Here is a 26199-nt window from a genome sequence, read left to right on the forward strand (position 1 = left end):
GGATGGCGGCATGACCCGCCTTTCCGATATTGCCCCGGACGGCCCTGCCGCGCGGCGGCTCTGCCTTGCCGTCGTGCTGCCCGACGGCTGGCGCGACGACCCCGGTTGCGCGCGGATGCTTGAGCGGCTTGCCACCTCGGACACCCTGCGGATCGTCGCGCTGTCGCACGCGCCAAGGGCGGAGCCGGACGTTCAGGGCGGTCTGCTGGGCCGGGTGCTCGCGCTCGAGGCACGCGGCGTGGACCGGTGGCCCGGTGTCGCGACGCCCGCGTTCGATGCGCTCCTGCCCGATCTGCCGGAGATCGGCGCGGAGCACGTCCATGCCGTGGACGTTGTGCTCGACCTTGCCGGAACCGCCGATACAGCGCTGGCGGACCGGGCGGCGCAGGGGCTCTGGCGGCTGAGCACCAGCGCACCGCTGGCCGGGGTGGCCGAGGCGATGGCCGGCGCCGCCGAGACCCGGGTGCGGCTGTGCGGCCTCGACCGCGCCGATGGCACATGGCGCGAGCTGGCGCAGGCCAGCTATGACACGAAGTTCCTGGCCACCCGCAACCGCAGCTTTCAGCGGGAAAAGGCGGTCCAGCTGGCAGAACATGAACTGGCGCGGCGTGCCGCCGGGGCCCGGGACCGTCCGGCGCGCCCTGACGGGCAGGCGGACGGCGAGCCGGTCTCTGATCCGGGGCTGGCGGGCTATGCCCGGCGCGCCGGGCTTCAGGTGGCGCGACGGGTGGCCGACAGGCTGCGGGCGAAGGTGGGCGGCCGGCCCGGGCGGTTCTGTCTGCGGCTTGCGCAGGGCACGGCGCTGGAATTCGACCCGGCCCAATCGGTCGAGTTCGACGCCCCTGCCGGCCAGTACTGGGCGGATCCCTTCCTCATCGACCACCCAACCGGGCTGCATGTCTTCTTCGAGGTCTACGACTATGCCGCCGACCGCGGCCACATCGCCGCCGGACGGCTCGACGGCGACAGGCTGGTTCCGCTCGGCCCGGTGCTGACGCCCGACTACCACCTCTCCTATCCTTTCGTCTTCGCCCATGACGGAGAGGTCTTCATGCTGCCCGAAAGCCACCAGTCCGGGCGGCTGGAGCTGTGGCGCGCGGTCGAGTTTCCGCTGAGATGGGAGCTGCACCGCACCGCGCTGGAGGGCACGCCCTGCGCCGACAGTGCGCTGGTCGAGCAGGACGGGCAATGGTGGCTCTTTACCAATATCTGCCGCGACAGCTTTGGCGATTTCTGTTCCGAGCTGCACGTCTTCCGCGTCGACGGGCCCGGGATGACCCGGGTGGAGCCGCATCCGCTGAACCCGGTCGTCCTGGGCTCGCGCGTGGCGCGGGGCGGCGGGCGCGTGTTCGAAGAGGACGGGCGGCTCTATCGCGTGGCCCAGGACAATTCGCACGGCGTCTATGGCTACGGGCTGTGCCTGATGGAGATCGAATGCCTCTCTCCCCGGGACTACCGCGAGCGGCTGGTGCGGCATGTCACGCCGGACACCGCCGGGATCGAGGGGCTGATCGGACTGCATCACGTGGATGCGCTGAACGGGCGGGTGATCTTCGACGTGCGGCGGCGCTAGGCGCGCGATCGCCTCGGCTCAGGGCGTGGGCAGGGTCAGCCAGCGGCTCTTCATCAGAGCGGCGATGGCCAGCGCCCAGGTGACCAGAACGGCGCCGGCGGTCAGGAACAGGTCGGCGGCGGGACCGGCGGCCACAGGCACCGAGCGGAAGGTCAGGATCACCAGCAGGCAGACCAGCGCAAGGCCAAGGCCCGGGGCGAGGATGTCCACGAGGTCCGGCAGCCGCACCCGCAGCGCGGCAGCCATGACCCAAAGCGCGACACCGCCCACGATTGCCGCCTTCACCACGATCGCCATGGCCGCGGCCTCGGCCGAGACCCGGCCGATGGTGACCAGCAGGGCGACCAGCAGCGCCGCGTCGCCCAGGCGCACGAAGAACTGGAGCCGCCCCTTGCCGAGGCAAGTCATCGTGGGCTCCAGCAGGAAGACCAGGCTGTCGACCGACCGCGCCAGCGCCAGCAGCGCCACGACCCCGGCGGCCGCGCCCCAGGACGGGTCCAGCAGGACCGACACGATGCCCGGCGCCAGCAGGCTGACGGTCAGCATCGCGGGGGCGAGGATGGCGACGCACAGCGCCACGTTCTCCTTCCAGGCGGCGCGGATGTCGTCGCGGTTTGCATTGGCCTCCAGCCGGGCGAAGCGGGCCCAGCTGATCTGGCCCAAGGGCTGCAGCACCACGTCGGCGGCGGTATTGGCCACCCGCGACCCGGCGCGGTAGGTGCCGACGGCGGCGGGCGCCAGGAAGGCGCCCAGGATCAGGTCGGCGCCGTAATTCGACAGCATCCCCAGCGAGGACGAGCCCCAGAGCGGCCAGGCCTGTTGCAGGCCGTGTCGCGCGCTCTCCCAGCGCCAGGTCAGGCCGGGCAGGCGGCGCACAAGGCCAAGGTAGACCACCAGGATGAAGGCCATCGATGTATAGCGCCCGGCGACCAGCGCCTCCAGCTTGTAGCCGGCATGGAACATGGCGACCGAGGTGCCAAGGGCCACCAGCTCGGCCCCCAGCGTGGCAAGCGCGGTGGTGCGGATGCGGGCGTCGCGGACAAGATGCGCCTCGAGCCAGGCGGAGAGCGCGGCGAAGACCGGGTTGGGCGCCAGCGCCAGCAGCGCGAAGGCGGTGCCGCCCGCCGAGGGCCCGCCCATCCACAGGCCAAGGCCCGCCATCAACGTGGCACCGCTGGCGCCGATGGCGAATTGCATGGCGAAGAACGTGTCGCGGTCGCGCGCGATGTCGTCGGTGCGCAGAAGCAGGTGGTAGATGCCGGTGTAGACCAGCGTGGTGGTGATCACCATCAGCGCGGCGGCAATCGCGTAGCTGCCGAATTCCGCCAGGTCTAGCGCACGCGAGGCCACCAGGATCAGCGCAAAGGCGGCCACCTGCGCGGTGATCCGCGCGGCAACCCCGATGGCGAAGGCCGAGCTGAGCGTGCGCAGCATCGACCGGCCTTACGCGGACTGCCGCAGCGTGGTCGGCGCGGCCACCGGCATGCCGTGATCGGCGAGGAAATCGGCCATCCCGGCGCGGAACTGCGCCGCGTCGAAATTCTGCGCGTGGCTGACGATCCGCTGGCTGTCGAGCCGGTACATCCGCTCGGTTTCGAACTGGTCCACGGCCTCGACGAGCGCATCGACACTCTGGTCGCGGAAGAAGGTGCCGGTGACCCCGTCCACCACGTAATCCAGCGCGCCGCCCTTGCCATAGGCGATCACCGGGCGGCCCGAGGCCATGACCTCGACCGGAAGGATGCCGAAATCCTCCTCGCCCGGGAAAACCAGGGCGCGGCAGGCGGCGAAATACTTGCGCAGCTTCTCGTCCGACACGCGGCCCAGGAAGCGGATGTTGCTGTTCGCTTTCTTCGCCAGCGCCTTCTCGGCCTTCGACGGGCCGCCGATCACCACCAGCGGCAGGCCCAGCCTGTTGAACGCCGCGATCGCGAGATCCGGGCGCTTGTAGGCCGTGAGTTCGCCGGCATAGAGGTAGAAGGAGCCGACCTCGGTATCCGGCGCGGGACGAAAGCGGGCGACATCGACCGGCGGGTGGATGACCCGCGACGGGCGGCGCCAGTATTTCATGACCCTTTGCTGGACAAAGCGGGAATTGGCGGCAAAGCCGTCGACCCGCGCGGCCGAGGTGACATCGGCCATGCGCAGCTGCGCGGTCAGCGGCGCCATCATGCGCCGGGTGATCGGATCGGCGTTGCGCCGGTAGATCCCGTAATGGTCCCAGATGTAGCGCATTGGCGAATGCACATAGCACAGGTGCAGCGCCTCGGGCTGGGGAATCACCCCCTTGGCGGGGCCGGACTCTGACGAGATGACAAGGTCATAGCCGCTCAGGTCCAGCTCTTCGAGCGCGCGCGGCATGCGCGAGACATACCTGGTGTAGTATTTGCGCGCGAAGGGCAGGCGGGCAATCGAGGTTTCGGTCACCTTGTGACGGCGGATCACGTCGCTGACCTTCGACGGTTCGTAGACATGGGTGAAGATATCGGCGTCCGGGAACATGTGGCAGAGCTGCTCCAGCACCTTTTCCCCGCCGCGCATGCCGACAAGCCAGTAGTGGATCAGCGCCACACGCGGCTTGGACCCACGCAGGATCCAGGGTGCCGGGCCAACCGGCGCCTGCGCTGCGGGCCATGGGCCCTGCGACTGCGGGCGCGTGCCCATACCGCATTCGTCCCGGCCCCATACGTCCCGGCCCCGTGCGTCCGGTGCCCGGCTGTCGGCAGAGCCGCCTCGCGCGGCCAGGCGCAGTCTTTCGGGGCTGTCAGTCTTGCCCATTCTTCACACCTTTCACGCGCCCGCGGGCACCTTGTTCAGGACGACGCCCTCGATCGGCACCTGCATTTCGTGCAGCAGCCCCAGCCCGTCCTGCACGCTGCTGCGTTCGGTCCGGTCGTGTTCCACCACGTAGATGCAGCTGTCGGCCGCCTTCGCGACGATGATCGATTCCGAGGCCGCAAGCAGCGCGGGACCCTCGAGGATGACGACGTCGTAGAGCGCCTTGAGCTGCTCGATGATCGGTTTCAGCGCCATGGCGCTGAGCTCTTCGGCGACGTCGGGATGCGGCCGCGCGTTGACCAGCGCGTCGAAGGGTCGGTTCACCGGCTGGCTGATCGCGTATTCCAGCGGGCACTCCCCGGTGAGCACGTCGGCCAGGTCATAGTCCACGGCCCAGCCGGGCTGCGCGCCGATGCCCATCTCGCGCAGGTCGCAGTCGACGACGATGGTCGACCGCCCCGCCCGGACGGCCATTTCGGCCAGCGCCAGGGCCACCGTCGTGCGGCCTTCGCCCGACCTGGAGGACAGCACCACGGCGCAGGTCGAGATCGCGAATTCGTCGCGCATCATCAGCATCGTGCGCAACTTGCGCACGGCTTCCGAGAAGGGCGTGTAGGGCGTGTCGCGCAATTCGTTGAGGCAGTCGTTCACCGACGACCAGCGCCCTGCGGGCAGCGAGGCGAGCACCGGCAGGCCGGTCTGGTCCCTGACCTCGGCGGCGGTGCGGAAGGTGGTTGCCGTCATCTCGGTCAGGAATACCGCCACGGCGGCCAGCGCGAAGACGACCGACCCCGCCATCGCCGCCATCAGCTTCGGCCGCGGCGCGGTGGGCGAGGTCGGCAGGGTCGCGCTTTCGATCAGCTTGGCCTCGGAGGTCTGCATCTGTTCCTGGGTGCGGGTGTCGGTCAGCCGCGCCAGCAGCGCCTCGTAGGTCTGCCGGGCCGAGGCCGCGTCGCGCTCCATCTGGCGCAGAGAGATCTCGCCGCGCGAAATTGCGACGACGCGCTCTTCCATCTGCATGATGGTGTCGCCGAGGCTCTGTTCGCTCAGGCGCGCGACCTCGTATTCGCCGCGCAGTTTCTGCAGGATCCGCGACACTTCCAGCGACATCTGCTGGTCGACCTGGTCGAGTTCGCGCAGGATGGCGGCGCGGCGGGGATGCGTGACCTCCACCGTCTCGGCCCAGCTTGCCTCCTGCTGGCGCAGGTCCAGCGCCTGGGCCTGCAACTCCTCCAGTACGGGGCTGGTAACCACGGCGGCGGCATCGGCGGGCGTTCCGTCGGTCAGCGCCTGTTCCAGCTGGCGCACCTGCGCCTCGGCGGTGGCGCGTTCGGCGCGGGCGACGACCAGCTGGTTGTTCAGCCGCGCGATCTGCTGCGAGGCGTTTTCAAGCGTGCCGCCATTGGCGATCAGGCTGTCGGTGCGCATCTGCGCCACCTGTTCCTCGCGCGCGGCGACATCGGCGCCAAGCGCCTTCAGCCGCTCTTCGATCCAGGATCCGGCCTGGCGGATCGTCTCGCGCCGGGTCTCGGTCTGTCGGTTGAGGTAGCGGTCGGCCAGCGTGTTGGTGAAATCGCGGGCCAGCGCGGGGTCGGTGGACTGGAAGGCCAGCGCGATCACGTAGCTTTCGTTCTCGGCATAGACGGCAAGGTTCTCGCGTACGGCCCAGACCAGCGCATCCATCTGCTGATCCCCGGGCAGCTCGGCGATCCCGGGCGAAATCTGGAGCACGCGATCAAAGCCAAGCTGCGCAATCACGTCCTGGATCAGGATGTTGGACCGCAGGATCGCCAGTTCGCCGTTGATGATCTGCTGCGAGGGTTCGCGCGTCTGCAGAACCTCGTCGCCGGTCAGGATCTGGGCGCCCGACGGGTCCAGCAGCACTTTGGCCTGGGCGGAATAGACCGCCGTCATCTGGGACACGGCCAGATAGGTGGCAATGGCGGCGATCAGGGCCGACCCGAAAATGAGCTTCCAGCGTTTGACGAATAGCCCGAGCAATCCGCGCAAATCGACCGCATCCGGATCGCGCGGCTTCTGGCTCGCACGAATGGCCGGATCGATCCGCATCTGCTCGGATCTCGAAAACGCCGTGTTCATTATCTCACTGTCCCCGCAAAGAGGCCAAATCCCCAAAGGCGGTACACACGTCCGTCCATCGACCCGGTCCAAAGACGGTGGAGGCGCGTTCGCCACGGCCTTGGTGGCGAGCCACCGGGGCAGGAGTCAACGAATGTGTTATTATTGCGGTGGTTGAGGTTGCCCGCCGGGATAATGCGGCCAAAGTGTTACTTTCGTTTCCCAATCGGGAACGAAGACCGGATCGGCCGCCATGTTTAAGACACGATTTGAAACGCGCCGCGCGGCGCGGATCAGGTCACAATTCCGGGCGCCGGAATCATGAGGTTGGTATTTCTTAAGTCATTGTTTTGTCGTGGGATTATGGCGCCTTTCACGAAGGTAAGGGCCGCAGGCGGATGACGGGCGGAGATCGGCCGGGCAAGGATTTTCGCTGTTTTGCCCAGGGCGGGCGTAGCCCTGTCGGATAGGCGAGCCGCAGCTTGGTTGACAAAATTTTGGTGTCTGACCAAGCGTAATTGAAATTGCCGCAAGGAATGGTTTTCCGAACCCGAGCCACCTGCGCTCCGTCGCGCAGGGGAATGTGACGGAATGTCGTTCGCCCGCGTGCGGCGTGTGAATTTGCAAGTCATTTCGAGGTTGTCTGTGGAAATCGTTCCCAGCACATTTCTGGCTCTCGCAGCCATCGCGACACTGTTCGCGATCGGGCCCTACCGGGGGCTCTGGGCCTTCATCGGGCTTGCGCCTTTCGGCGCGGCGGCGGCGCTGAACCTGCCGGCGGTGGGCGGGGCCACGATCGGGCAGCTGGAACTGACGCTGTGCTTCGTGCTGCTGATCGCCGCGGCCAGTCCCGGCGGGCCCGACCGATTGGTGGGTACGCTGCGGCCCGGGCAGCCGGGCTTCTGGCTGCTGCTGGTGATCCTCTACGGCGTGCTCTCGGCCGCCTTCCTGCCGCGGGTCTTCGCCGGCGCGACCGACATCTTCGGCCTGTCGCGCGACGTGAACGCGGATCGCATCATCTCGATACCGCTGGGCCCGTCGAACGGCAACATCACCCAGACCTTCTACATGGTGCTCTCGGCCGCGTGCTTCCTGGCCGTGGCCACGCTGTTCCGCGTACGACCCGATGAAAAGGCGGTGCTGACGGCGATGGTGGTCTGCACCTCGGTCAATTTCGGGCTGGGAATGATCGACGTGATTTCGTCCTTCGTCGGCCTGCCAGAGCTTCTGGACCCGATCCGCACCGCCAATTACGCGATGGCGACACAGCACACGATGGCCGGGATCAAGCGCATGGTCGGCGGGTTCCCCGAGGCGTCGGCCTTTGGCGCCTTCACGGTCGTGCTGTTCGGGTTCTGGCTGCATTACTGGGTGATCGCGCCGCGCTCGCGGCTGGTTACGGCGATGTTCGCCATGACCGCCTTCTGCGTGCTGCGCTCGACCTCGTCGGGGGCCTATGTGGCGCTGATCGGGCTGCTTGGTGTCTACTCGATCTGGCTTGTCTGGGTCGCGTCCAGGGGGCGGTTCTCGCGCCGGGTGGCCTCGGTTCTGGTGTGGATGATCCTGGGCACCTGGCTGCTGGGGGTGGGCGTGGTGACGGCCTACAACCTGGTGCCGGGGGTGACGGAGTTCCTGGATGACACGCTTCTGAACAAGCTGGAAAGCGACAGCGGCGTCGAGCGGATGAGCTGGAACATCCAGGCCTGGAAGAACTTCGTCGAGACCTGGACCATGGGCGCCGGGCTGGGCAGCGTGCGTGCGTCGAACTGGCTGATGGCCTGCCTCGGCAGTCTTGGCATCCTCGGGACGGCGGCCTACCTGGCCTTCCTCGGTTCGATGTTCCGGGCACCGGCACAGACAGGGGTCGAAACCCGCGATCACGTGATCCAGGCGCTGAAGGTGGCCTGCCTCGCACAGGTGATCGCCGCCATGCCCACGGCGCCGACACCGAACCTTGGCACCAGCTTCTTCATCTTCGCAGGCCTGATCGTGGGCCTGTCGCGCAGCGCCGCCGCTGCGCGGGACCTGCCAATGCCGATGCCGGTGGCCCGGCGGCCGGGCCATCAGCGCAGACCCTCATCCGCCATCGCCGCGAGGCGGTCATGAAACACGCTGTCCTTGCCGCCTGCCTCGCCTCCGGCGCGGCCATGGCCTGGGCCGGGCCCGGGCTGCAGGGTCCGCGGCTGGGCGCGGCGTCGAACTTCGGGCAAAGCTGGCAGCCGCAGGCCGTCGCGGGCGGGGCCGAGGCCGGGATCCTGCGCTTTCGGGACGAGATCATCTGGAACCACGTTGAGCAGATGGACGGCACGCTGCGCTTCGGCTCGACCCGCGAAGCCTATGCCAGGATGCTGAGCGCGCGGGACGCGACCATGACGCTGCTGGGCTACACCGGCCATCCGCGCTGGGACGACGGCCGCGCGCCGCAAAGCGAGGAGGGGCAGGCCGCCTTCGCCCGCTATCACGCGCAGATCGTCGGGATGTTCCCGCTGATCGACAGCCTGGAGATCGGGAACGAGTTCAATTCCCACGAATTCGCAGAGCACGAAGGCTGGCCCGACGATCTGGCCGAGCGCGCCCGGACCTACGTGCGGCTGGCCCTGCAGACGGTGCCCGCCGTTCACGCGGAGCGCCCCGACCTGCGCATCCTGGGCGGTGCGGCGCATTCCATCCCCGTGGCCTGGGCAGAGGCGCTGATGGCGGCCGGTCTGGGCGACCTGATCGACGCCTTCGTCCTGCACCCCTACACCACCGAGCCCGAGCAATTCGTCCGCCAGGTCGCGCGCCTGCGGCAGGTGCCGGGGCTGGAGGACATGCCGCTGGCCGTGACCGAATTCGGCACGCGCGATGCCGGGGCCGCGCCGGGCTACCTGATGCGCTATTACTGCCAGATGGCGCTGGCGGGGGTGACCCAGGCCGACTGGTACCCGTTCAGCCCGCGCGGCGACGGGCTGGAGCCGCTGGTGGACGAGGATGGCGCGCTGACCGACACCGGCGCCACCTATGCGCTGATCCGCACCCATCTGGAGGGCCGGCCTGCACGGGACGTGGCGCCCGATCCCTTCACCTATGCCTGCGCCTTCGGCCCTGATGCGCTGGTGATCTGGGGCGCGCCGCGCGCGGTCTCGCTGTCACCGGGGCTGGAGGCGCTGGACGCCACCGGACAGCCCATGGCCGCCCCCGTCCTGTCGCGGACCGAGCCGCTGCTGATCCTGGGCGACGGTATCGCGCCGACCCTGGACGAGAACGTCGCGCTGGGGGTCCAGCAGGTGCTGGCCGACAGTTATGACCAGTTCCCGCAGGCCGGCAGCGCGGATCTGTTCCTGCGCCGGGGCGGTGAGGGCCTGCCGCTGGAGCCCCGCCCCGGACAGGAGCGCGACGGCGTGCCCTGGACGCCTTACCTGGGCTTTGAACAGGACGGGTCGGTGATGGTCGGCGCCGGCTGGGCCGTGCCGTCGGCCTGGGGGCCCGAGGATCCGCTGGAGATCGTGCATCGCTACACCGCGCCTGCGGACCTGACGCTGGACGTGGAAATCTCCGCCCGCCCGTCTTCTGCAAGCGAAGACGGCGTCAGCATCGCGTTGGAACGCAATGGCGAGGTCCTGTCCCACGACGTCCTGACCGGCCCACGACAGCTGGGGCTGACCTCGGTGAATCTGCACGCGGGTGATGTGCTGGACGTGGTGCTGGGGCCCAACGGCAATTCCGCGGGCGATCACACCGATCTGCGGATCACGCTTCGGAGAGCTGGATGACCGGCCAGACCCTCGTTTCGGGACCCACGGACATGGCCGCTGCTGCGACGGGCGCCACGCGGCTCGACCGGGTCGTGGTGATCAACGATCACAGCCGGCCCAACGGCGGGGCGGCGGTGCTGATGCTGGCCGCTTTGCGCGGGCTGCGGGCGCGGGGCGTTCCGGTGACGCTGATCACCGGCGACTCGGGCGACAATCCCGACCTGCAGGCGCTGGGTGTCGAGGTCGTGGCCGCCGGCGGCGCGGACCTTTTGGCCCGGCCAAAGCTGCAGGCGGCGACCAGGGGCATGCATGACCCGGCCGCGCGGCGCCTGGTCGAAGAGGTTGTCGCCCGCCGTGACGGGCCGGGCACCGTCTATCACGTGCACAACTGGTCTCAGATCCTGACGCCCGCGATATTCGAGGCGCTGCGCCCGGTGGCCGAGCGGTGCTTTTTACATGCCCATGACAGTTTCCTGGCCTGTCCGAACGGCATGTACATGGATTACCGCCATCACGACATCTGCACCCGGGTTCCGCTGGGCGCAGATTGTCTGGCCACCCATTGCGACAAACGCTCCTACCCGCACAAGCTGTGGCGCGTGGCGCGGCATGCGCTGCTTTGGCGCTGCCTTGACCGGTCGGCGCCCTGGGGCGGGGTGTTGGCGATCCATCCCCGCCAGGCCGAGGGCTTTGTCCGCGCGGGGTTTCCCGCGCCCATGGTCCGGGTCGTCCGCAACCCCGCCACGCCCTGGCGGGCCACGCGGGTGCGGGCCGAGGAGAACCGGACGCTGGTCTACGTGGGGCGGCTGGAAGAGGACAAGGGCGTCATGGACCTGGTCCGTGCGGCGGCGCGAACCGGCCAACACCTGCGGTTGATCGGCGAGGGATCGCTGCGCGCACGCATCGCCTTGGACTATCCCGACGTCGCGCTTGCCGGCTGGCAGAGCGCCGAGGCGATCGGCGCGCTGGTCGCCGATGCCCGCGCCCTGGTCATGCCGTCGCACCACCCGGAGCCCTTCGGGCTGGTGGTGGCCGAGGCCTCGGCCTGTGGCCTGCCGGTGCTGCTGTCGGACAGCGGGGCGCTGGCCGGTGACGTGGAACGTCTGGGCCTGGGGATGGCCTTCGACGTGCATGACCCGGCGGCTCTGGACGCGGCTCTGGTCCGGATCCGTGACATGGAGGCCGAACATATCGGGGAGATCAGCGAAAACGCCATGCGCCGGGCCGGGCAGCTGGCCAATACGCCGGAGGCCTGGATCGGGGTGCTGGTGGATCTGTTCGAGGCTGCGGCGGGGCGGGCTATAGCCGGCCGGCGCGCAGCAGCCTGTTGAACGTGCGGCGCTTGAGGTCGACCTGATGTTCCGTCAACACGTTCTCCGCCACCCGATGCAGCGTCTTGCGCAGACGCCGCGCCGCGCCCATGGGCGCCAGCGCGCGTTCCAGCGAGCCTTCGCAGAGCCGCCGCGCGCCGCTGGCGAATTCCCGTTTGTAGCGCTCGCTACCCCGGCCGAGATCCAGCTCGGCCATGCCGTCCTCGGCCGCCTGCCGGGCGCAGTGCAGCAGCAGGCCAAGGCCCGGGGAATATTGCGACATTTCGGGGTCGTAGGCCGGGAACCACCAGTGCCAGGCGTCGGCCGAGCGCATGCCGAAATGCGCGGCCACCAGCCGGTCCCCCGCATAAAGCGTCGAGAGGCGGCCCGAGAACTCCGGCCCGTCGGCCTCGTGGATGTCACGGGCGATGCCCTGCACCCACGGCGTGTCCAGGGTCAGCCCAACGCCCTTGTCCGCCAGCGCCGCGCGCTTCCAGGCCAGAAGCTGGTCCCAGGCCCCGGGCGTGCGGTCGTCGGGATCGAAGCGGACGGGGCCGATCTCGCGCTCCAGCTTGCGCATCTTGCGTTCCGTGGTCTTGATCGCGCTCGTCGCCCTGCGACGGGACCCGTACCAGGCATCAAAGCCCTCGCCGAGGTCGATCAGCGGCGATGCGGTCTCGCGGAATGCCTCCTGCCGGAAGACGGGCGAGGTGCCGAGCGCGTGGTCATAGTCGAAATGCGACAGACCGCAGCTTTCGAGCAGCCTGGCCGGGTCCACCCCGTCGGTGCTGCCGAGGATGCCCTGGTAATCTGCGATCGGGCCGGCCAGCGGCACGCCGCGGCCCCCGGGACGGCGATGGAAGGGGAAGAAGCCCGCGATCTCGGCAGGCGTGTCGGGATCGCGAAGCAGCGCCAGTCGCAGGTCGCTTCGGTGGCGGGCGACGATGCGCATGAAGTCGACCGAGAAGAACGGGCTCCGGAACACCGGCGCCCCGGACTGCACTGCGCGCCACCGCCGGCGCAGACCGCTGTCCAGGTCGTGCGCCGCGATCCATTCGACCTTCATGCAACCCCTCCGCACCACTTCACGCGTTCAAGCGGCGGCGGGCTGCCCCACCGCCGATCCTCAGCTTACCTGTCCGGGCTAAATCTGGACACAAATGGTGGCCGCAATAAGGAAGCCGCATGGCCAATCGGGGCCGTCGCCAGAGCGCCCGGCCTTCGCCGCCCAGTGAGCGCATCAGCAGAAAGGGCCCGGCGCCGATGACCGATCCCTCCGCCAACACCCCCCGCATCGCCGTGATCATCGCCTCAAAGGGGCGGTCGGCGGTGCTGCGGCAGATGCTGCCGCATCTGAACCGGCAGAGCCTCAGGCCGGCGCTGGTGATCCTCTCGGTCACCGGGCCGGAGGATGCGGATTTCGACCTGGGCTCTTTGCTGGATCCCGGCATCGAGGGGCGGATCCTGGTGTCCGCCCCCGGCTCCTGCGCGCAGCGCAACACGGCGCTGAGGGCGTTGCCGGCGGATATCGACTATGTCGTGGGCTACGACGACGATTTCTATCCCTCGCGCCACGCGCTTCAGGGGCTGGCGGCCACCTTCGCGCATCACGCGGACGTGGATGGCGTGACCGGCCAGCTGATCGCCGACGGCATCAGTGGCCCCGGTATCCCGCCCGAGACCGCCGAGGCGATGCTGGCCGACTGGGACGTGGACCATCCCTGCGATCCCGCCGCCGCGCCGCGCATCACCCGCGACACGCTGGGGCTTTACGGCTGCAACATGGCCTTCCGCGCCCGCGCTGCCGTCGGGCTGGAATTCGACGAGAGCCTGCCGCTTTACGGCTGGCAGGAAGACGTGGATTTCGCCGCCCAGCTGCCGGGCCGCCGTGTCGAGACGCCGGCCTTCACCGGTGTCCACCTGGGCACCAAGTCCGGGCGCGAGGCCAGTGGCGAACGGCTGGGCTACAGCCAGGTGGTCAACCCCTGGTACCTCTGGCGCAAGGGCAACGTCACCCCGGGCCACGCGCTGCAGCTGGCGCTCCGGAACGTGGCGGCAAACCACGTCAGGGCGCTGCGTCCCGAGCCGTGGATAGACCGGGCCGGGCGGGTGCGCGGCAATTGGCGCGGCGTTGCCGAGATCCTGACCGGCCGGGCCGACCCGAGGCGGATCCTCGACTGGACGGCCGCCCGATGATCGCGCCCGCCCTCTGCGCCCCATGCCGCGTGCCATGCGGCTCCACCCCGATTGGTCCCGATCCGGGAAACGCAGTGTTAACGGGATCAAGGATAAACATCGCGCCCAGAATTTGCCCCAATCTCTCGTGTGACACGATTCCGGGCAACCTGGCGCTGTTCCGCATCATTTTTTCGAGGAGTGTTTTTAAGTGGCTTTGATTGAGAACAAGACAATTTCAGGCGGTCTGTTCCATCAGGCCAGGCGCCGGACGCGCAGCCGGGGATACCGCGGGCATCCGGCCTCGGCGCTGGTGAAGCCGGTGTTCGACCGCGCCGTGGCCTTCATCGCCCTTCTGGTGCTGTCCCCGCTCATGTTGGCCATTGCCGCCACGATCCGCCTGACGACGAAGGACAAGGCCCTTTTTGCGCACCGCCGCATCGGCGCGGGGGGGGCGGCCCTTCGATTGCCTGAAGTTCCGGTCCATGGTGCCCGACGCGCAGGAGCGGCTGCAGCAGATCCTGGCCACCGATCCCGTGGCCCGGCAGGAGTGGGAAGAGGACTTCAAGCTGGAAAACGATTCGCGGGTCACCTGGATCGGTCGTATCCTGCGCAAGACCAGTCTCGATGAATTGCCCCAATTGTTGAATGTCCTGCGGGGCGACATGTCGCTTGTCGGGCCCCGTCCGGTGACAGAGGCCGAGACCCGGCGCTATGGCCACCATTACGAAGCCTACAAGCTGGTGCGGCCCGGACTGACCGGTCTCTGGCAGGTCAGTGGCCGCAGCGACACCACCTACGAGGAGCGCATCGCGTTGGACGTCACCTATGTCCGCACGGCGAGCTTCGCGACGGATCTGAACATTCTTGCCCGCACCGTCCGGTGCGTGCTGGCGCGCAAAGGCGCCGTCTGACGACCGGTGGGGCGCCCCGCGTGCAAAAGGTATCGCGGCGTCTGAGGCCGGGGAAACCGGGACCCGAAGGGAGGGGGCCCGAAAAGGAACGCAGAACGTGCAGTTCAAGCAGACGCCTGACAGGGCGGATCACACGAAGACCTCTCCGGTCTGGCGGAGTGGCATGGACAAACTCTCGGGCCGGCACCGCCGGCGCGGTCGCGTTCTGCCGGACGCGATCGGGCCGAATGCAATGCCCGCCGGACCGATCCCCGATGCCGTGCTGAACGACGTGACCGGTGGCGCGGCCAGCGTCGAGGCATCCGCGACGGCGCATATCCCCGAGGACGCGGCCGGTCGCCTCGCCCGGCTTCGCCCGGCACCGGCGGCGCGGCGTCTGACGATCAACGGCAAGTTCCTGCAGGACAACCTGGTCAGCAACGGCGTTCACCGCGTCGCCCTGAACTTCGCCGCCGAGCTGGAGCGACGGGCGTCGGCCACGATCCCCACCCGGATCGTCGCCCCGGCGATAGGTGAGGATGCCGGGCTTGTCCGCGACATCGGCCTCGCGCCCGAGCTGCGGCCGAGCGTTCTGGGCGGGGGCCAGGCCTGGGAAATGTTGTCGCTGCCGGCGCTCACCCGAGGCGACCTGCTGGTGAACTTCTGCAACCTTGCGCCGGTGCTGCACCCGAATTCCGTGGTGATGATCCACGACGTGCAGACGCTGACGGTGCCCGACGCCTATCCGAAGCGGCAGGTGCAGGGCTACCGGATGCTGTGGCCCGCCATCGCGCGGCGCGCGCGGGCGATCCTGACCGTGTCGGAACATTCGCGCCAGGCGCTGGCCGACCACGGGATCGGCACGCTCGACAAGATCTTCGTCGTCCACAACGGCACCGATCACATCCTGCGCCTGGCCCCGGACAGCGATGCGGTGACGCGGCTGGGCCTGCAGGGGCGGCCCTTCGCGCTCGCCCTGGGGGCGCTGTCGTCCTACAAGAACATGCGCACGCTGTTCCGCGCCTTCCAGGACCCCGCGCTGGCCGAGGTGCCCCTTGTGATCACCGGCCGCGCCGGCCGGGCGGAGTACGAGGCGCGCGGCTGGACGCCTCCGCCCAACACGGTCTTCGCCGGCCGCGTCAGCGATCCGGCCCTTCGTGCGCTCTACGAGGCGGCGAGCGTTTTCCTCTTTCCGTCGGAAACCGAGGGCTTCGGCCTGCCGCCGGTGGAGGCGATGCAATGCGGCACCGCCACAATCGCCGCCGATGCCGGCGCCATGCCCGAGGTCTGCGGCACCGGCGCCCGGATCATCGACCCGCTGGACGCCGAGGGCTGGGCGCATCACGTTCAACACCTGATCACCGACACCGCCGCCCGCGCCGAACTGATCGCGCAGGGCCGGACCCGCGCGGCCGAGCTGACCTGGACCCATGCCGGGGACAGGCTGTGGCGGCTGCTGGAGCCCATGCTCTGACCCATTCACCGCCGCGCACCCGCGCGGCCCATTTCGGAAAGCCACGATGGCAAGGATCGGATTGAGGGAATTCACGGCGCTGGCCAGGGTCATGGCCGATGGGCGCCTTCTGCGCTACGGCAAGGGCGCGCGCGGCCAGACCGAGCGGTTCGAGCACGACTTCGCCGCCAGGATGGGCGTGGATCACGTGCTGACCGTCAACAGCGGCACCAGCGCGCTGATCGCGGCGCTTGCCGCCGCCGGTGTTGGCCCCGGGGACGAGGTGCTGGTGCCCGCCTACACCTGGGTCTCGACCGCCATCGCGCCTCTGGCCGTCGGCGCGGTGCCCGTGCTGGTGAATATCGACGAAAGCCTGACCATCGACCCGGCCGCGATCGAGGCCGCGATCACGCCCTGGACGAAGGCGATCCTGCCGGTTCACATGCTGAACCTGCCCTGCGACATGGATGCGATCATGGGGATCGCGAAGGCGCATGACCTGGTGGTGGTCGAGGACGCCTGCCAGGCCATCGGCGTGACCTACAAGGGCCGTCGCCTGGGATCCATCGGCGATCTCGGCGCGATGAGCTTCAACCACCACAAGAACATGACCGCCGGCGAGGGCGGCGCGGTGCTGACGAGCGACGACCGCCTGCATGTCCGCGCCCAGATGTACCACGATCCGGGCAACTTCATCCGCGGGCTGAAGGCGACCGAGGAACCGGTCTTCTCGGCCATGAACCTGCGGGTGTCCGAACTGACCGGCGCCATGCTGAACGCCCAGCTGCCCCGGCTGGACCCGCTGATGCGACGGCTGCGCAAGCGGCACGGGCTGATGGCGCAGGCCTTCGACGGCGCCCGGGGCTGCCGGGTCTCGCCGCACAACGACCCCGACAACGCGGTGGGCCTTTCGGTCATCTTCGACAGGGCCGAGGACGCGCAGGCCTTCGGCGGGATCGCCGGGGCGGAACGCCTGCTGGACACCGACCGCCACGTCTTCCGCAACTGGGAGGCCGTCCTGTCGCGCCGCAGCTTCCATCCGAAGATGGACCCCTACGCCTGGGCCAACCGTGAGATCGCGCACCGGGTGGAGGATTACGCCCGCACGCTCGACATCCTCGCGCGTACCTGCCGCGTGGCGCTTGGCGCGCAATATCCGCTGCCGGTGATGCAGCTGCGCCGCCGCGCCCTGCGCCGGGCGCTGGATCAGCGCGCGCCCACCCGGAAAGACACGAAGACGGAGGCGATGGCATGATCCACGATCCCGCCCTGGCCGACCACGCCACTTGCCCGGATCTTGAAATCCGGGTGATCAACCTGGCCCGTGCCACCCAGCGCCGGGCCTGGATGGAACAGCAGATGGCGCCGCTGAACCGGCCCTGGTCGTTCTTCGAGGCGCACACCGCCCTGATGAACCCGCGCCTGCGCTTCGATCCCGACAGCGTCCGCCGCACCTATGGCCGCGACCTGACCCCGGGCCAGGTGGCGCTGTGGTCCAGCCACTACACCGTGATCGCCGAGTTCGCCGAGACAAGCGCCAGCGGCCACCTGCTGGTGATGGAAGACGACCTGATGCTCGACCCCGCCTTCCCGCTGGACGAGCTGATCGGCTGGTGCAAGGGCGAAGACATCCACTACATGCGCCTCTACGGCATGTACCACCGCGACGCGGAGCAGCTGTCCTATTTCTACGACCGCGCGATCCTGCGCTATCACAGCTCGCCCTCGGGCACGCAGGCCTACCTGCTGTCGAAGGAAGGCGCCCGCCGCATCGCCGAAACCTGCCGCCAGGTCGATACCGCCTGGGACCTTGCGCTGGACGAATTCTGGAAGACCGGGCTGCCGCTTTATTCGGTCTATCCCTTCCCGGCGCTGGAACGGTTCTCGCCCAGCTCGGTGCCGATCAACGACATCGCGCCGCTGGACCGCGCCGACCGGATCGGCTTCGTCAAGACGCGGGTGGTGAAGAAGCTTTGCAAGATCGCCGAAAACCGCCGCCTGCGCCGCCGCGACCGCGCGATGCAGGCCCGCGACCAGGGTTTCCGGCAGGTCGGGCCCTGACCATGGGGCGCGGGTCCTCCATCCGGTCTCTGGCCGATCTCGATGCCGGCGAAGACCTGTCGGCCGATGTGCTGGTCATCGGCGGTGGCCCCGCCGGGCTGACCGTCGCGCGCGAGCTTGGCGGGTCCGGGCGCGAGGTCCTGCTGCTGGAAAGCGGCGGGCTGGACGAGGATCCCTCTGCCGAGGATCTCAACACGACCCGGGCCGAGCCGGGCAACTGGTCCCCCGCGCAGGAGGCGCGGCGCCGCGACTACCACGGCGACCAGACCAGGCTCTGGAGCCACGAGACACAAGGCTACGGCGTGCGCTGCCGGCTGATGGGCGGATCGACCCAAAGCTGGGCAGGCAAGTCCGCCGCCTTCGATGACATCGATTACGAGGCCCGCGACTGGGTGCCGAATTCCGGCTGGCCCATCGACGCCGCCGAGCTGGAGGACCCGCTGGAGCAGGCGGCAAAGGCGCTGAACCTCGGGCCGAATTGCTACGGCGATGCGCTCTGGGACAGGCTGCGCCGCGACCCGCCGCAGCCGGAACCGGACCGCGCGGTGCTGGGCTCGTTCTTCTGGCAATTCGCCCGCTCGACCATTGCTCCGATGGAGGTCATGCAATGCGGGCGCGAGTTTCTGAAGGCCATGCCGGCGCATGTGAGGGTGCTGACCGGCGCCACGGTGCTGGAGCTGCTGACGACCGGCGACGGGCAGGGCATCCGCGCGGTGCGCGTGGCCGACGGCACCGGCCGCCAGCGCGAGATTGCGGCGCGCACGGTGGTTCTGGCCGCCAGCGCGATCGAGAACGCGCGCCTGCTGCTGGCCTCCCGCGCGACCCATCGCAACGGGATCGGCAACGCCCATGATGCCGTGGGCCGTTACCTGATGGATCATCCCTGCGCCGTGGTCGCCCGGTTCGCGCCGGACGACATCACGCGGATGGCCGCGCATTACGGCTTCTTCGGGCTGAAGACCGACCAGGGTGTGGCCATGTACATGCGCGGCCTCGCCCCCTCGGCCCAGGTGCAGCGGCGCGAGGGGCTGCTGAACTGTGCCGCCTTCATGCCGGGCGTGCGGGCGGCGGACGATCCGCTGCCGGCGGCCAAGCGGCTGGTGAAACGGCAGAGCGACAGGCCGCTGGAGGACCTGCGCGCGGTGCTGCGCTCTCCGGGCATCGTGGCCAAGGGTCTGGGGCGGATGGCGGTGCAAAGCCGGCATGTGCCCAAGGGTCTCAGCCGCTTCGCGGTGGAGCAGGTCGTGCGTTTCCGCCCCGGCTTCGCGGCCGAGGAATACCTGACCGGCGGCATGCCGCACAAGCTGGTGGGGCTGGACATCCAGGCGGTCTGCGAACAGGTGCCCGAGCCGGAGAACCGCGTGCGGCTGGCCGACGAGACGGACCGCCATGGCCAGCCCCTGCCGCTCGTGCGCTGGAAGGTGGGCGCGGCCGAGATGCGCACGCTGGCCCGGTTCGGCGGGCTGATTGCAGAGGAGTTCGCCCGCGCCGGTCTTCCGGTCCCGGTGATCGAGGACTGGATCCGCGACGGGCAGGGGGATGTCGCGGTGATCGACATGGCCCATTCCGCCGGCACCACGCGGATGTCGGCGGATCCGGCCAAAGGCGTGGTGGATGCCGATTGCCGGGTGCACGGGATGGCGAACCTCTACGTCGCGGGCGCCTCGGTCTTCCCGACCAGTGGGCACGCCAACCCGACGCTGATGATCGTCGCGCTAGCCACCCGCCTGGCCGGCCACCTGGGCCAGCAGGCCAAGGCCCGCTCCGCCGCCAGAAACGCCGCCTGACAGGCAGCGAGGCGTGCCGGCATCGGGCCGACGCGCACCCGCCGCCCTATGTGGGCCGCTTCACCCGGAACACGGCCAGGTAAAGCGCCGGCACGAAAAGCAGGGTGATCAGCGTCCCGGCGATGATCCCGCCCATCATCGCATAGGCCATCGGCCCCCAGAAGATCTGCCGCGAGATCGGGATCAGCGCAAGCGAGGCCGCCGCCGCCGTCAGCAGGATCGGACGCGCCCGGTTGTCCGAGGCGGTAAAGACCGCATCCCAGGCCGACAGCCCGTGCTGCTCGCGCTGCACCTCGATCTCGTGCACCAGGATGATCGAATTCCGGATCAGGATCCCGATCAGCGCCAGCACCCCCAGGATCGCCACGAAGCCCAGCGGCGCATCGGCGGCGACCAGCGCCGCCACGACCCCGATCAGCCCCAGCGGCGCCGCGGCGAAGACCACGAAGGACCGCCGGAAGCCCTGCATCTGAACCATCACCAGGAAGGCCATGATCAGCAGCATGATCGGCACCACCGCCGCGATCGGCTCCTGGCTCTCGGCCGAGGTTTCGACCGAGCCCGCGACCTCCACGTCGTAGCCCGGCGGCAGGGCGCTGCGGAAGTCTTCCACCTGCGGGGCCAGGTCGCGGACGATGGTGTCCGGCTGGTCGCCGCCTTCGATCGCCGAGGCGACGATGATGGTCGGCATCCGGTTCTCCTGCCGGATCAGCGGCTGTTCGGTGTCGTAATGGAACACCGCCAGCGACGACAGCGGGATCGCGGTGCCGTCCGGCGTGGACAGCTGCAGGTTGGTCAGCCCCTCGATCGAGGCGCGCGCCGCGTCGCTGCCGCGCGCGACGATGTCCACGAGGTAGGTGTCGTCGCGCAGCGCGGTGATCAGGGTGCCGTCATAGATCGTGTTCAGCGCCCCCGCGATATCGCGCGAGGTCAGGCCGAGCAGCCGCAGCCGGTCCTGGATGATGTCCACCCGCACCGTCCGCGCCGGTTCGTTCCAGTCGAGCACCACGTTGCCGGTGCGCGGATCCTGGGCCAGGATGGCGGCGAAATCGCGCGACAGCTCGCGCAGGCGGTCCGGGTCGAAACCGGTGATGCGGTACTGCACCGGGCGGCCCACCGGCGGCCCGATCTCCAGCAGCTTGATGAAGACATCCGTGCCGGGGAACGCGGTCTCGGCCAGCTCTTCCATGTCGGCGCGCAGCCGGTCGCGGGCCGCGACACTGGGGGTCTGGATGATGATCTGCCCGATGTTCGGCGCCGGCGGATCCCCGGAGAAGCTGAGGATGAACCGCGGGGCCAGCCGACCGACGTAGGAGCTCCAGTAGAGCACGTCGTCATGGGTGGCGAGCGCGGCCTCCATCCGGTCCAGCTCGGCCCGCGTCGCCTCGATCGAGGCGTTGCGGGGCAGGGTGACATCGATGATCAGCTCGGGCCGGTCCGAGCTGGGGAAGAACTGGTTCTCGACAAAGCGCATGCCCCAGATCGACGTGCCGAAGACGGCGACCGTGATCGCGATGGTCAGCCAGCGGAACCGCATGGCCCCGCGCAGCACCCGGTGGAACAGGGTGCGCACGTAATCCCTCTGGCCTTCGCGATGCGCCCAGGTTTCGGGCAGCAGCGTGACCCCCAGCAGCGGCGCGAACAGCACCGCCACGATCCAGGACACCAGCAGCGACACCGCGATCACCACGAAAAGAGAGAAGGTGAATTCGCCCGCCGCCGAGTTGTTCAGCCCGATCGGGATGAAGCCCGCCACCGTCACCAGCGTTCCCGTCAGCATCGGGAAGGCGATGGAGGTCCACGCGAAGGAGGCCGCCTTGGCCAGGCTTTCGCCCAGCTCCAGCCGCGAAATCATCGTCTCGATCGCGATCATGGCGTCATCGACCAGCAGCCCCAGCGCGATGATCAGCGCGCCCAGCGAGATCCTCTGCAGGGTGATGCCGTAGAGGTCGAGCACCACGAAGGTGATCGCCAGCACCAGCGGGATCGACAGCGACACCACCAGCCCCGCGCGTACGCCAAGGCTGATGAAGCTGACCGCCAGCACGATCACCACCGCCTCTATCAGGGCGCGGATGAAATGGCCCACCGCCTCCTCGACCGCCTCGGGCTGGTCGGCGATGTGATAGACATCGATCCCGATGGGCAGGCGCTGTTCGATATCGGCCATCAGCGCCGACAGCTCCTCCCCGAAATCGAGGATATTGGCCCCGTCGCGCATGCCGATGGCCAGGCCGATGGCGTCCTCTCCGCGATAGCGGAACATCTCGGACGGCGGATCCTCGTAGCCGCGGGTGACGGTTGCCACGTCGGTCAGGCGGAAGAAGTCGTCGCCCAGCCGCAGGTTGACGTCGCCAATGCTTTCGGCGCCGGTGAATTCGCCGCCCGTGCGCACCAGTACCCGCTCCGGACCGGCGTCGATTTCGCCCGAGGGCAGGATGGCGTTCTGCGCGGCCAGCATCTGCTGGACCTCTTCCTGGTTCAGACCCAGCGCGGCGAGACGCTCGGTCGAGAACTCGACATAGATCACCTCGTCCCGCGTGCCGAAGATCTCGACCTTGCCGGCCTGGTCCAGCCCCTGCACGGCGCGGCGCACGCCCTCAACGTAATCGCGCAGCTCGCGCGGGGTGAACCCGTCGGAGGTGAAGGCGTAGATATTGCCGAAGACATCGCTGTAATCGGTGTTGAAGCCGAAGCCCTGGAATTCCGGCGGGAAATCCCCCCGGATGTCCGACATCATGTTGCGCACCTTCTGGAAGATCCGCGGCAATTCGCGCGCGGGGGTCGTATCCAGCAACTCGACGTAGATGATCGCCTCGCCGGGGCGCGTCAGCGAGCGGGTGCGGTCCAGCTCGTCCAGGTCCTCCAGCTTCTTCTCGATCCGGTCGGTGACCTGGCGCAGCGTTTCCTCGACCGAGGCGCCGGGCAGCGAGGCCTGGATCACCATGGTCTTGATCGCGAAGTTCGGGTCCTCTTCGCGCCCGATCTGCAGGTAGGCCATGGTGCCGGCCAGCAGCGAGACGATCATAAGGAACCAGACGAAGGACCGGTGCCTCAGGGCCCAGTCGGACAGGTTGAAGCCGCTCATCGGATCGCCTCCGGCGCAGTACGGGGGCCGACCTTCTGGCCCTCGGTGACGGAACGGACGCCGCGCACCAGCACCTCGTCGCCCCTGGACAGCCCGCCTGTGATCAGCACACGGCCGGCGATGCGGGGGCCGACCGTGACCTCTGTGCGGCGCAACGTCCGGTCGGGGCCCGAGACCAGCCAGACGCTGTCGGTGTCGTCGATGAGCGCCCCTTCGGACAGGGTGACGATCGAGCCGTTGCGCGCCGCCAGCCGCGCCGAGACCAGGGCGCCGATGCGAAAGGCCGCGGGGCTGTCCTGCGACAGCGCCAGATGCGCCGCGCGGGTGCGCGAGGCGCGTTCGCTGACCGGGTCGATGCGTTCCAGCGTGGCCCGGGCGGTGATCGCGGGGTTCGACACGAGGCTGACGTCGAATTCCGTGCCGGTCGGCATGGCCGAGGCCACGTCCTGCGTCAGGCTGACGATCACCTCGCGCGCCTCCCCCGCCGCCAGGTCGAAGACCGGTTCGCCGGAATCCAGCGTTGCGCCGGCTTCGGCGCGCACGGCGGTGATGATCCCGTCGGTGGGCGCGGTCAGCTGGGCATAGGACAGCTGCTCGCGCGCCTGTTCCAGCTGCGCCTCGGCCTGGCGAAGGGAGGCCTCGGCGGCGGCCAGGGAATTGCGCGCTTCCTCGACGGCGGCCTGGTTCGACACGCCGCGCTCCAGAAGGGCGGAGGCGCGGTCATTGGCGTCCTGCGCCGTGTCGCGCTGGGCCCTGGCGATGGACACGCCAGCCTCGGCGGCGCGCACCCCGGCCGCGAGATCCGCGGAGTCGAGCTGGGCCAGCACGTCCCCTTTCTTCACCACGTCGCCCAGCTCCGCCTGGCGCTGTGCCAGCGTGCCTAGCAGGAGAAACCCGAGCGAAATCTCGTGCTTGGCCTCGACGGAGCCGACCCAGCTTCGCGCGATCTCGGCCTGCGGCTGGATCACCTCGGAGACGACGGGGCGGGGGCGGGCCTCCGCACCGGCGGCATCGGTATCGGCGGCGTGGAGAGGCGCTGCGGCGAGCGCCAGCAGCGAAGCAAGGGCAAGAAAAGCAGGTTTCATTCCGGGGCCTCCACGATCCGGACCTTGCGTCCGGGGAACAGCAGTTGCGCGCCGCGGGTCACGACGGTCTCGCCCTCGGCGATCCCCTCCTCGACGAGGATCCGGTGTTCGCTGTAGCGGGCTATGGTGATCGGGCGTTCCGAGACCGTGTTGTCCTCGGGCGACACCACCCAGACCGACGGCCCCTCGACCCCAGAGGAGATCGCCGACCAGGGCAGCGAGATACCGGGCTCGTCCTGCCAGGTGGTCGAGCCGCGCACCGGGTCGCCATAGGTCAGGCCCGGCAGGTTCTCCTCCAGCGCGACGGTCGCCTCCACCGTGCCGCGCGCCGGATCGACGAGGGGCGAGATCTCTTTCACCCGCGCGGTCACCGTCAGGCCCGGGCGGTCGATGGCCGAAAGCTCGACCTCGGCCGGTGCCGCGCGCGAGGCGGTCAGGACGGTTTCGGGCACGTTGAACGTGGCCTCGAACCCCTGGCCCACGGCCAGCTCCAGCACCGGTTGCGCGGCGCCGACGACCTGGCCCGGCTCTCCGAAGCGGTCGGTGACCGTGGCGTCCGCGGGGGCGGTCAGCACGGTGTCCTCCAGCGCCTGTTTTGCCTGGTCGAGCGTGGCCTCGGCCTGGGTTTTCAGAGCCACGGCCGCGGCGAAGCGGTCGGCGGCGCTGTCGCGGTCGGATCGGGTGGTGGCGCCGCGCTCGAAAAGCTGCGCCTGCCGCTGCGCGGCGGATTGCGCGGCGGCATGTTCCGCCTCGGCTGCCGAAAGCTGTGCCTCGGCCGCGCGCAGGGCCTGGGCCTGCTGCACCTGTTCGATCCGTGCCAGCTCGTCTCCTTTCAGCACGTGGTCGCCGACCTGCGCGCGCACGGCCGTCAGCCGGCCGCCCAGGGGAAAGGAGGCCTGAAGCGTCTCGGGCGCGGTGATCTCGCCGATCAGCGTGGACCGGGCTGTGGGCGTCTCGGTGCGGGCGGTGACGGCGGTGACGGCCAGCGGCTCTTCGGCGGGGGCGGGCGACACCAGGGTCAGCCAGCCGAGCGCCGCCGCAACAAGAGCGCGGGACGGGGCGGAAGGTCTGGAAGGGATGGGCAAGGTCGGGTGTCCGGTCGCTGTTAGGCTGCCGCGATCGCGATCTGGCGACGGGCATGGTGCGGACATGTAAGGCAAAAGGCGAGGAAGTAAACCGTTTGGTTCAGTTATGGTGAAGCACTTGCGGGGAGATCGCGATGTGACGCTGCGGAACGTACCGGACCTGGTGCGGATCGTAGGGGGGGGTTGATGGTCAAATGTTATAACATTACAAGGCGCGTGCGACTCCCATGCGCGGCAAGCCGCGGGCCGGCGAACGGCTCCGGGCCGCGCCATGACACTGTCCCGTCCGGGACTGCGAACCCCGTCCCGGCGGGTAAAAGAAGGAATGGATCATGAACGTTTCCGCCCTGGCCCTGGCCACCGTTTCCGTCGCTGCACTGGGGCTCTCGGCCCCGCTTTCCGCGCAGGAGCACCGCGAGCTGGGCGCCCATGAACATGGCGTCGGCCAGCTGGGCATCGCCATCGAGGACGACGGCATCGCCATGGAACTGCGCGCGCCGGGGGCCGATATCGTGGGCTTTGAACATGCGGCCGAAAGCGACGAGGACCGGGCGCTGGTGACCGCCGCGCTGGCAGCTCTGGAACAGCCGCTGACGCTGTTTGAAATGCCCCAGGCGGCGGGCTGCACGCTGGTCGAGGCCCATGCCGAGCTGGTGCTCGGGGAGCATGACGATCACGATGACGACCATGATCATGACGAAGAAGACAGCGACCACGACCACGACGAGGCGCATGACGATCATGGCGACGATGCGGCGCATGGCGACCACGAGGAGCATGAGCATGACAAGCATGACGAAGATCATGCCGAGGGCGATGATCATGACGCAGACGCCCATGAACACGATGACGATCACGCCGAGGCCCATGACGACCACGATGATCACGACCACGCCGAGGGTGGCCATTCCGAGTTCCACGCCGAGTATCTGCTGACCTGTTCCGACATCGGCGCCGCCGACCGGATCGACTTTGCCTATTTCGACGCCTTCCCCAATGCGCAGGAACTGGATATCCAGCTGGTGAGCGACGCGGGCGCCTCGATGGCCGAAGTTGGCCGCGACGACCCGGTCCTGACCCTGGAGACCCGGAACTGAT

18 protein-coding genes are annotated in these 26199 nt (G+C 69.0%); 11 read left to right on the plus strand and 7 right to left on the minus strand.

Translation table 11 applies throughout. The features are described from left to right. Positions 1–10 precede the first annotated feature (10 nt). Positions 11–1573 (plus strand): glucosamine inositolphosphorylceramide transferase family protein, encoded by a 1563-nt coding sequence (locus tag ATO3_RS16860; protein WP_088651056.1) that lies wholly within the window; start codon positions 11–13, stop codon positions 1571–1573. An 18-nt stretch (positions 1574–1591) separates the two neighbouring features. Here the strand turns inward: ATO3_RS16860 and ATO3_RS16865 are convergent, their stop codons facing one another. From ATO3_RS16865 to ATO3_RS16875, 3 genes are read right to left on the minus strand one after another with little or no spacing between them, the layout of a single operon-like run. Continuing rightward, positions 1592–3007, minus strand: coding sequence for an oligosaccharide flippase family protein (locus tag ATO3_RS16865; protein WP_088651057.1), 1416 nt, complete (start codon positions 3005–3007; stop codon positions 1592–1594). A 9-nt stretch (positions 3008–3016) separates the two neighbouring features. Then, positions 3017–4351 carry a glycosyltransferase gene (locus tag ATO3_RS16870; RefSeq protein WP_233152189.1) on the minus strand — a complete coding sequence of 445 codons (1335 nt, stop codon included), beginning with the start codon at positions 4349–4351 and terminating at the stop codon, positions 3017–3019. Positions 4352–4363: 12 nt separating this feature from the next. Beyond that, a complete protein-coding gene (locus ATO3_RS16875) occupies positions 4364–6451 on the minus strand; it encodes a GumC family protein (protein WP_088651059.1) in 2088 nt (695 codons plus the stop codon). 624 nt (positions 6452–7075) lie between these two features. On the opposite strand from ATO3_RS16875, the gene ATO3_RS16880 reads away from it, so the two are divergent. From ATO3_RS16880 to ATO3_RS16890, 3 genes are read left to right on the plus strand one after another with little or no spacing between them, the layout of a single operon-like run. Next, positions 7076–8536, plus strand: a complete 1461-nt coding sequence (locus ATO3_RS16880) for a hypothetical protein (RefSeq protein WP_143747296.1) — start codon at positions 7076–7078, stop codon at positions 8534–8536. After that, positions 8533–10182, plus strand: coding sequence for a hypothetical protein (locus ATO3_RS16885; protein WP_088651061.1), 1650 nt, complete (start codon positions 8533–8535; stop codon positions 10180–10182). Before ATO3_RS16880 ends, ATO3_RS16885 begins: the two co-directional genes overlap by 4 nt. After that, complete coding sequence (locus ATO3_RS16890; protein ID WP_088651062.1) at positions 10179–11495, plus strand: glycosyltransferase; 1317 nt, start codon at positions 10179–10181, stop codon at positions 11493–11495. The genes ATO3_RS16885 and ATO3_RS16890 overlap by 4 nt, the downstream gene beginning before the upstream one ends. Here ATO3_RS16890 and ATO3_RS16895 read toward each other — a convergent pair. Next, positions 11464–12540, minus strand: a complete 1077-nt coding sequence (locus tag ATO3_RS16895; protein ID WP_088651063.1) for a GNAT family N-acetyltransferase — start codon at positions 12538–12540, stop codon at positions 11464–11466. The two genes, ATO3_RS16890 and ATO3_RS16895, sit on opposite strands and share 32 nt — an antisense overlap. Positions 12541–12737: 197 nt before the next feature. Between ATO3_RS16895 and ATO3_RS16900 the strand changes: the two genes are divergently transcribed. The 6 genes from ATO3_RS16900 (at position 12738) to ATO3_RS16930 (ending at position 19843) form a co-directional block, all read left to right on the plus strand. After that, positions 12738–13670 (plus strand): glycosyltransferase family 2 protein, encoded by a 933-nt coding sequence (locus tag ATO3_RS16900; RefSeq protein ID WP_088651064.1) that lies wholly within the window; start codon positions 12738–12740, stop codon positions 13668–13670. A 404-nt stretch (positions 13671–14074) separates the two neighbouring features. Beyond that, the gene (locus tag ATO3_RS16910; protein ID WP_269845418.1) at positions 14075–14563 is read left to right on the plus strand and encodes a sugar transferase; all 489 of its coding nucleotides are present in this window, start codon (positions 14075–14077) and stop codon (positions 14561–14563) included. Between the two features lie 163 nt (positions 14564–14726). Next, positions 14727–16016 carry a glycosyltransferase family 4 protein gene (locus ATO3_RS16915; protein WP_233152190.1) on the plus strand — a complete coding sequence of 430 codons (1290 nt, stop codon included), beginning with the start codon at positions 14727–14729 and terminating at the stop codon, positions 16014–16016. A gap of 46 nt (positions 16017–16062) precedes the next feature. Then, entirely contained in the window at positions 16063–17250 is a 1188-nt protein-coding gene (locus tag ATO3_RS16920; RefSeq protein ID WP_088651067.1) for a DegT/DnrJ/EryC1/StrS family aminotransferase, read from the plus strand. Beyond that, on the plus strand, positions 17247–18056 hold the full coding sequence (locus tag ATO3_RS16925; RefSeq protein WP_088651068.1) for a glycosyltransferase family 25 protein: 810 nt from the start codon (positions 17247–17249) through the stop codon (positions 18054–18056). Before ATO3_RS16920 ends, ATO3_RS16925 begins: the two co-directional genes overlap by 4 nt. Positions 18057–18058: 2 nt before the next feature. Further along, on the plus strand, positions 18059–19843 hold the full coding sequence (locus tag ATO3_RS16930; RefSeq protein WP_088651069.1) for an FAD-dependent oxidoreductase: 1785 nt from the start codon (positions 18059–18061) through the stop codon (positions 19841–19843). 46 nt (positions 19844–19889) lie between these two features. On the opposite strand, the gene ATO3_RS16935 is transcribed toward ATO3_RS16930, so the two are convergent. The 3 genes from ATO3_RS16935 to ATO3_RS16945 are packed head-to-tail and all read right to left on the minus strand — an operon-like array spanning position 19890 to position 25101. Next, positions 19890–22931 carry an efflux RND transporter permease subunit gene (locus ATO3_RS16935; RefSeq protein ID WP_088651070.1) on the minus strand — a complete coding sequence of 1014 codons (3042 nt, stop codon included), beginning with the start codon at positions 22929–22931 and terminating at the stop codon, positions 19890–19892. Continuing rightward, the gene (locus tag ATO3_RS16940; protein ID WP_088651071.1) at positions 22928–24016 is read right to left on the minus strand and encodes an efflux RND transporter periplasmic adaptor subunit; all 1089 of its coding nucleotides are present in this window, start codon (positions 24014–24016) and stop codon (positions 22928–22930) included. Before ATO3_RS16940 ends, ATO3_RS16935 begins: the two co-directional genes overlap by 4 nt. Further along, complete coding sequence (locus ATO3_RS16945; RefSeq protein WP_158217991.1) at positions 24013–25101, minus strand: efflux RND transporter periplasmic adaptor subunit; 1089 nt, start codon at positions 25099–25101, stop codon at positions 24013–24015. The genes ATO3_RS16940 and ATO3_RS16945 overlap by 4 nt, the downstream gene beginning before the upstream one ends. A gap of 332 nt (positions 25102–25433) precedes the next feature. Here ATO3_RS16945 and zrgA point away from each other — a divergent pair, with 332 nt between their 5' ends. Further along, positions 25434–26198, plus strand: a complete 765-nt coding sequence (gene zrgA / locus ATO3_RS16950) for a zinc uptake protein ZrgA (protein WP_088651073.1) — start codon at positions 25434–25436, stop codon at positions 26196–26198. Position 26199 lies beyond the last annotated feature (1 nt).

It is taken from the genome of Marinibacterium profundimaris (assembly GCF_002210095.1).
Classification (GTDB): domain Bacteria; phylum Pseudomonadota; class Alphaproteobacteria; order Rhodobacterales; family Rhodobacteraceae; genus Marinibacterium; species Marinibacterium profundimaris.

Bases quoted from the DNA above. Each gene is read 5' to 3' on its own strand.
- ATO3_RS16860 (WP_088651056.1), top strand. From the start codon at position 11: ATGACCCGCCTTTCCGATATTGCCCCGGACGGCCCTGCCGCGCGGCGG.
- ATO3_RS16865 (WP_088651057.1), bottom strand. From the start codon at position 3,007: ATGCTGCGCACGCTCAGCTCGGCCTTCGCCATCGGGGTTGCCGCGCGG.
- ATO3_RS16870 (WP_233152189.1), bottom strand. From the start codon at position 4,351: ATGGGCAAGACTGACAGCCCCGAAAGACTGCGCCTGGCCGCGCGAGGC.
- ATO3_RS16875 (WP_088651059.1), bottom strand. From the start codon at position 6,451: ATGAACACGGCGTTTTCGAGATCCGAGCAGATGCGGATCGATCCGGCC.
- ATO3_RS16885 (WP_088651061.1), top strand. From the start codon at position 8,533: ATGAAACACGCTGTCCTTGCCGCCTGCCTCGCCTCCGGCGCGGCCATG.
- ATO3_RS16890 (WP_088651062.1), top strand. From the start codon at position 10,179: ATGACCGGCCAGACCCTCGTTTCGGGACCCACGGACATGGCCGCTGCT.
- ATO3_RS16895 (WP_088651063.1), bottom strand. From the start codon at position 12,540: ATGAAGGTCGAATGGATCGCGGCGCACGACCTGGACAGCGGTCTGCGC.
- ATO3_RS16900 (WP_088651064.1), top strand. From the start codon at position 12,738: ATGACCGATCCCTCCGCCAACACCCCCCGCATCGCCGTGATCATCGCC.
- ATO3_RS16915 (WP_233152190.1), top strand. From the start codon at position 14,727: ATGGACAAACTCTCGGGCCGGCACCGCCGGCGCGGTCGCGTTCTGCCG.
- ATO3_RS16920 (WP_088651067.1), top strand. From the start codon at position 16,063: ATGGCAAGGATCGGATTGAGGGAATTCACGGCGCTGGCCAGGGTCATG.
- ATO3_RS16925 (WP_088651068.1), top strand. From the start codon at position 17,247: ATGATCCACGATCCCGCCCTGGCCGACCACGCCACTTGCCCGGATCTT.
- ATO3_RS16930 (WP_088651069.1), top strand. From the start codon at position 18,059: ATGGGGCGCGGGTCCTCCATCCGGTCTCTGGCCGATCTCGATGCCGGC.
- ATO3_RS16935 (WP_088651070.1), bottom strand. From the start codon at position 22,931: ATGAGCGGCTTCAACCTGTCCGACTGGGCCCTGAGGCACCGGTCCTTC.
- ATO3_RS16940 (WP_088651071.1), bottom strand. From the start codon at position 24,016: ATGAAACCTGCTTTTCTTGCCCTTGCTTCGCTGCTGGCGCTCGCCGCA.
- zrgA (WP_088651073.1), top strand. From the start codon at position 25,434: ATGAACGTTTCCGCCCTGGCCCTGGCCACCGTTTCCGTCGCTGCACTG.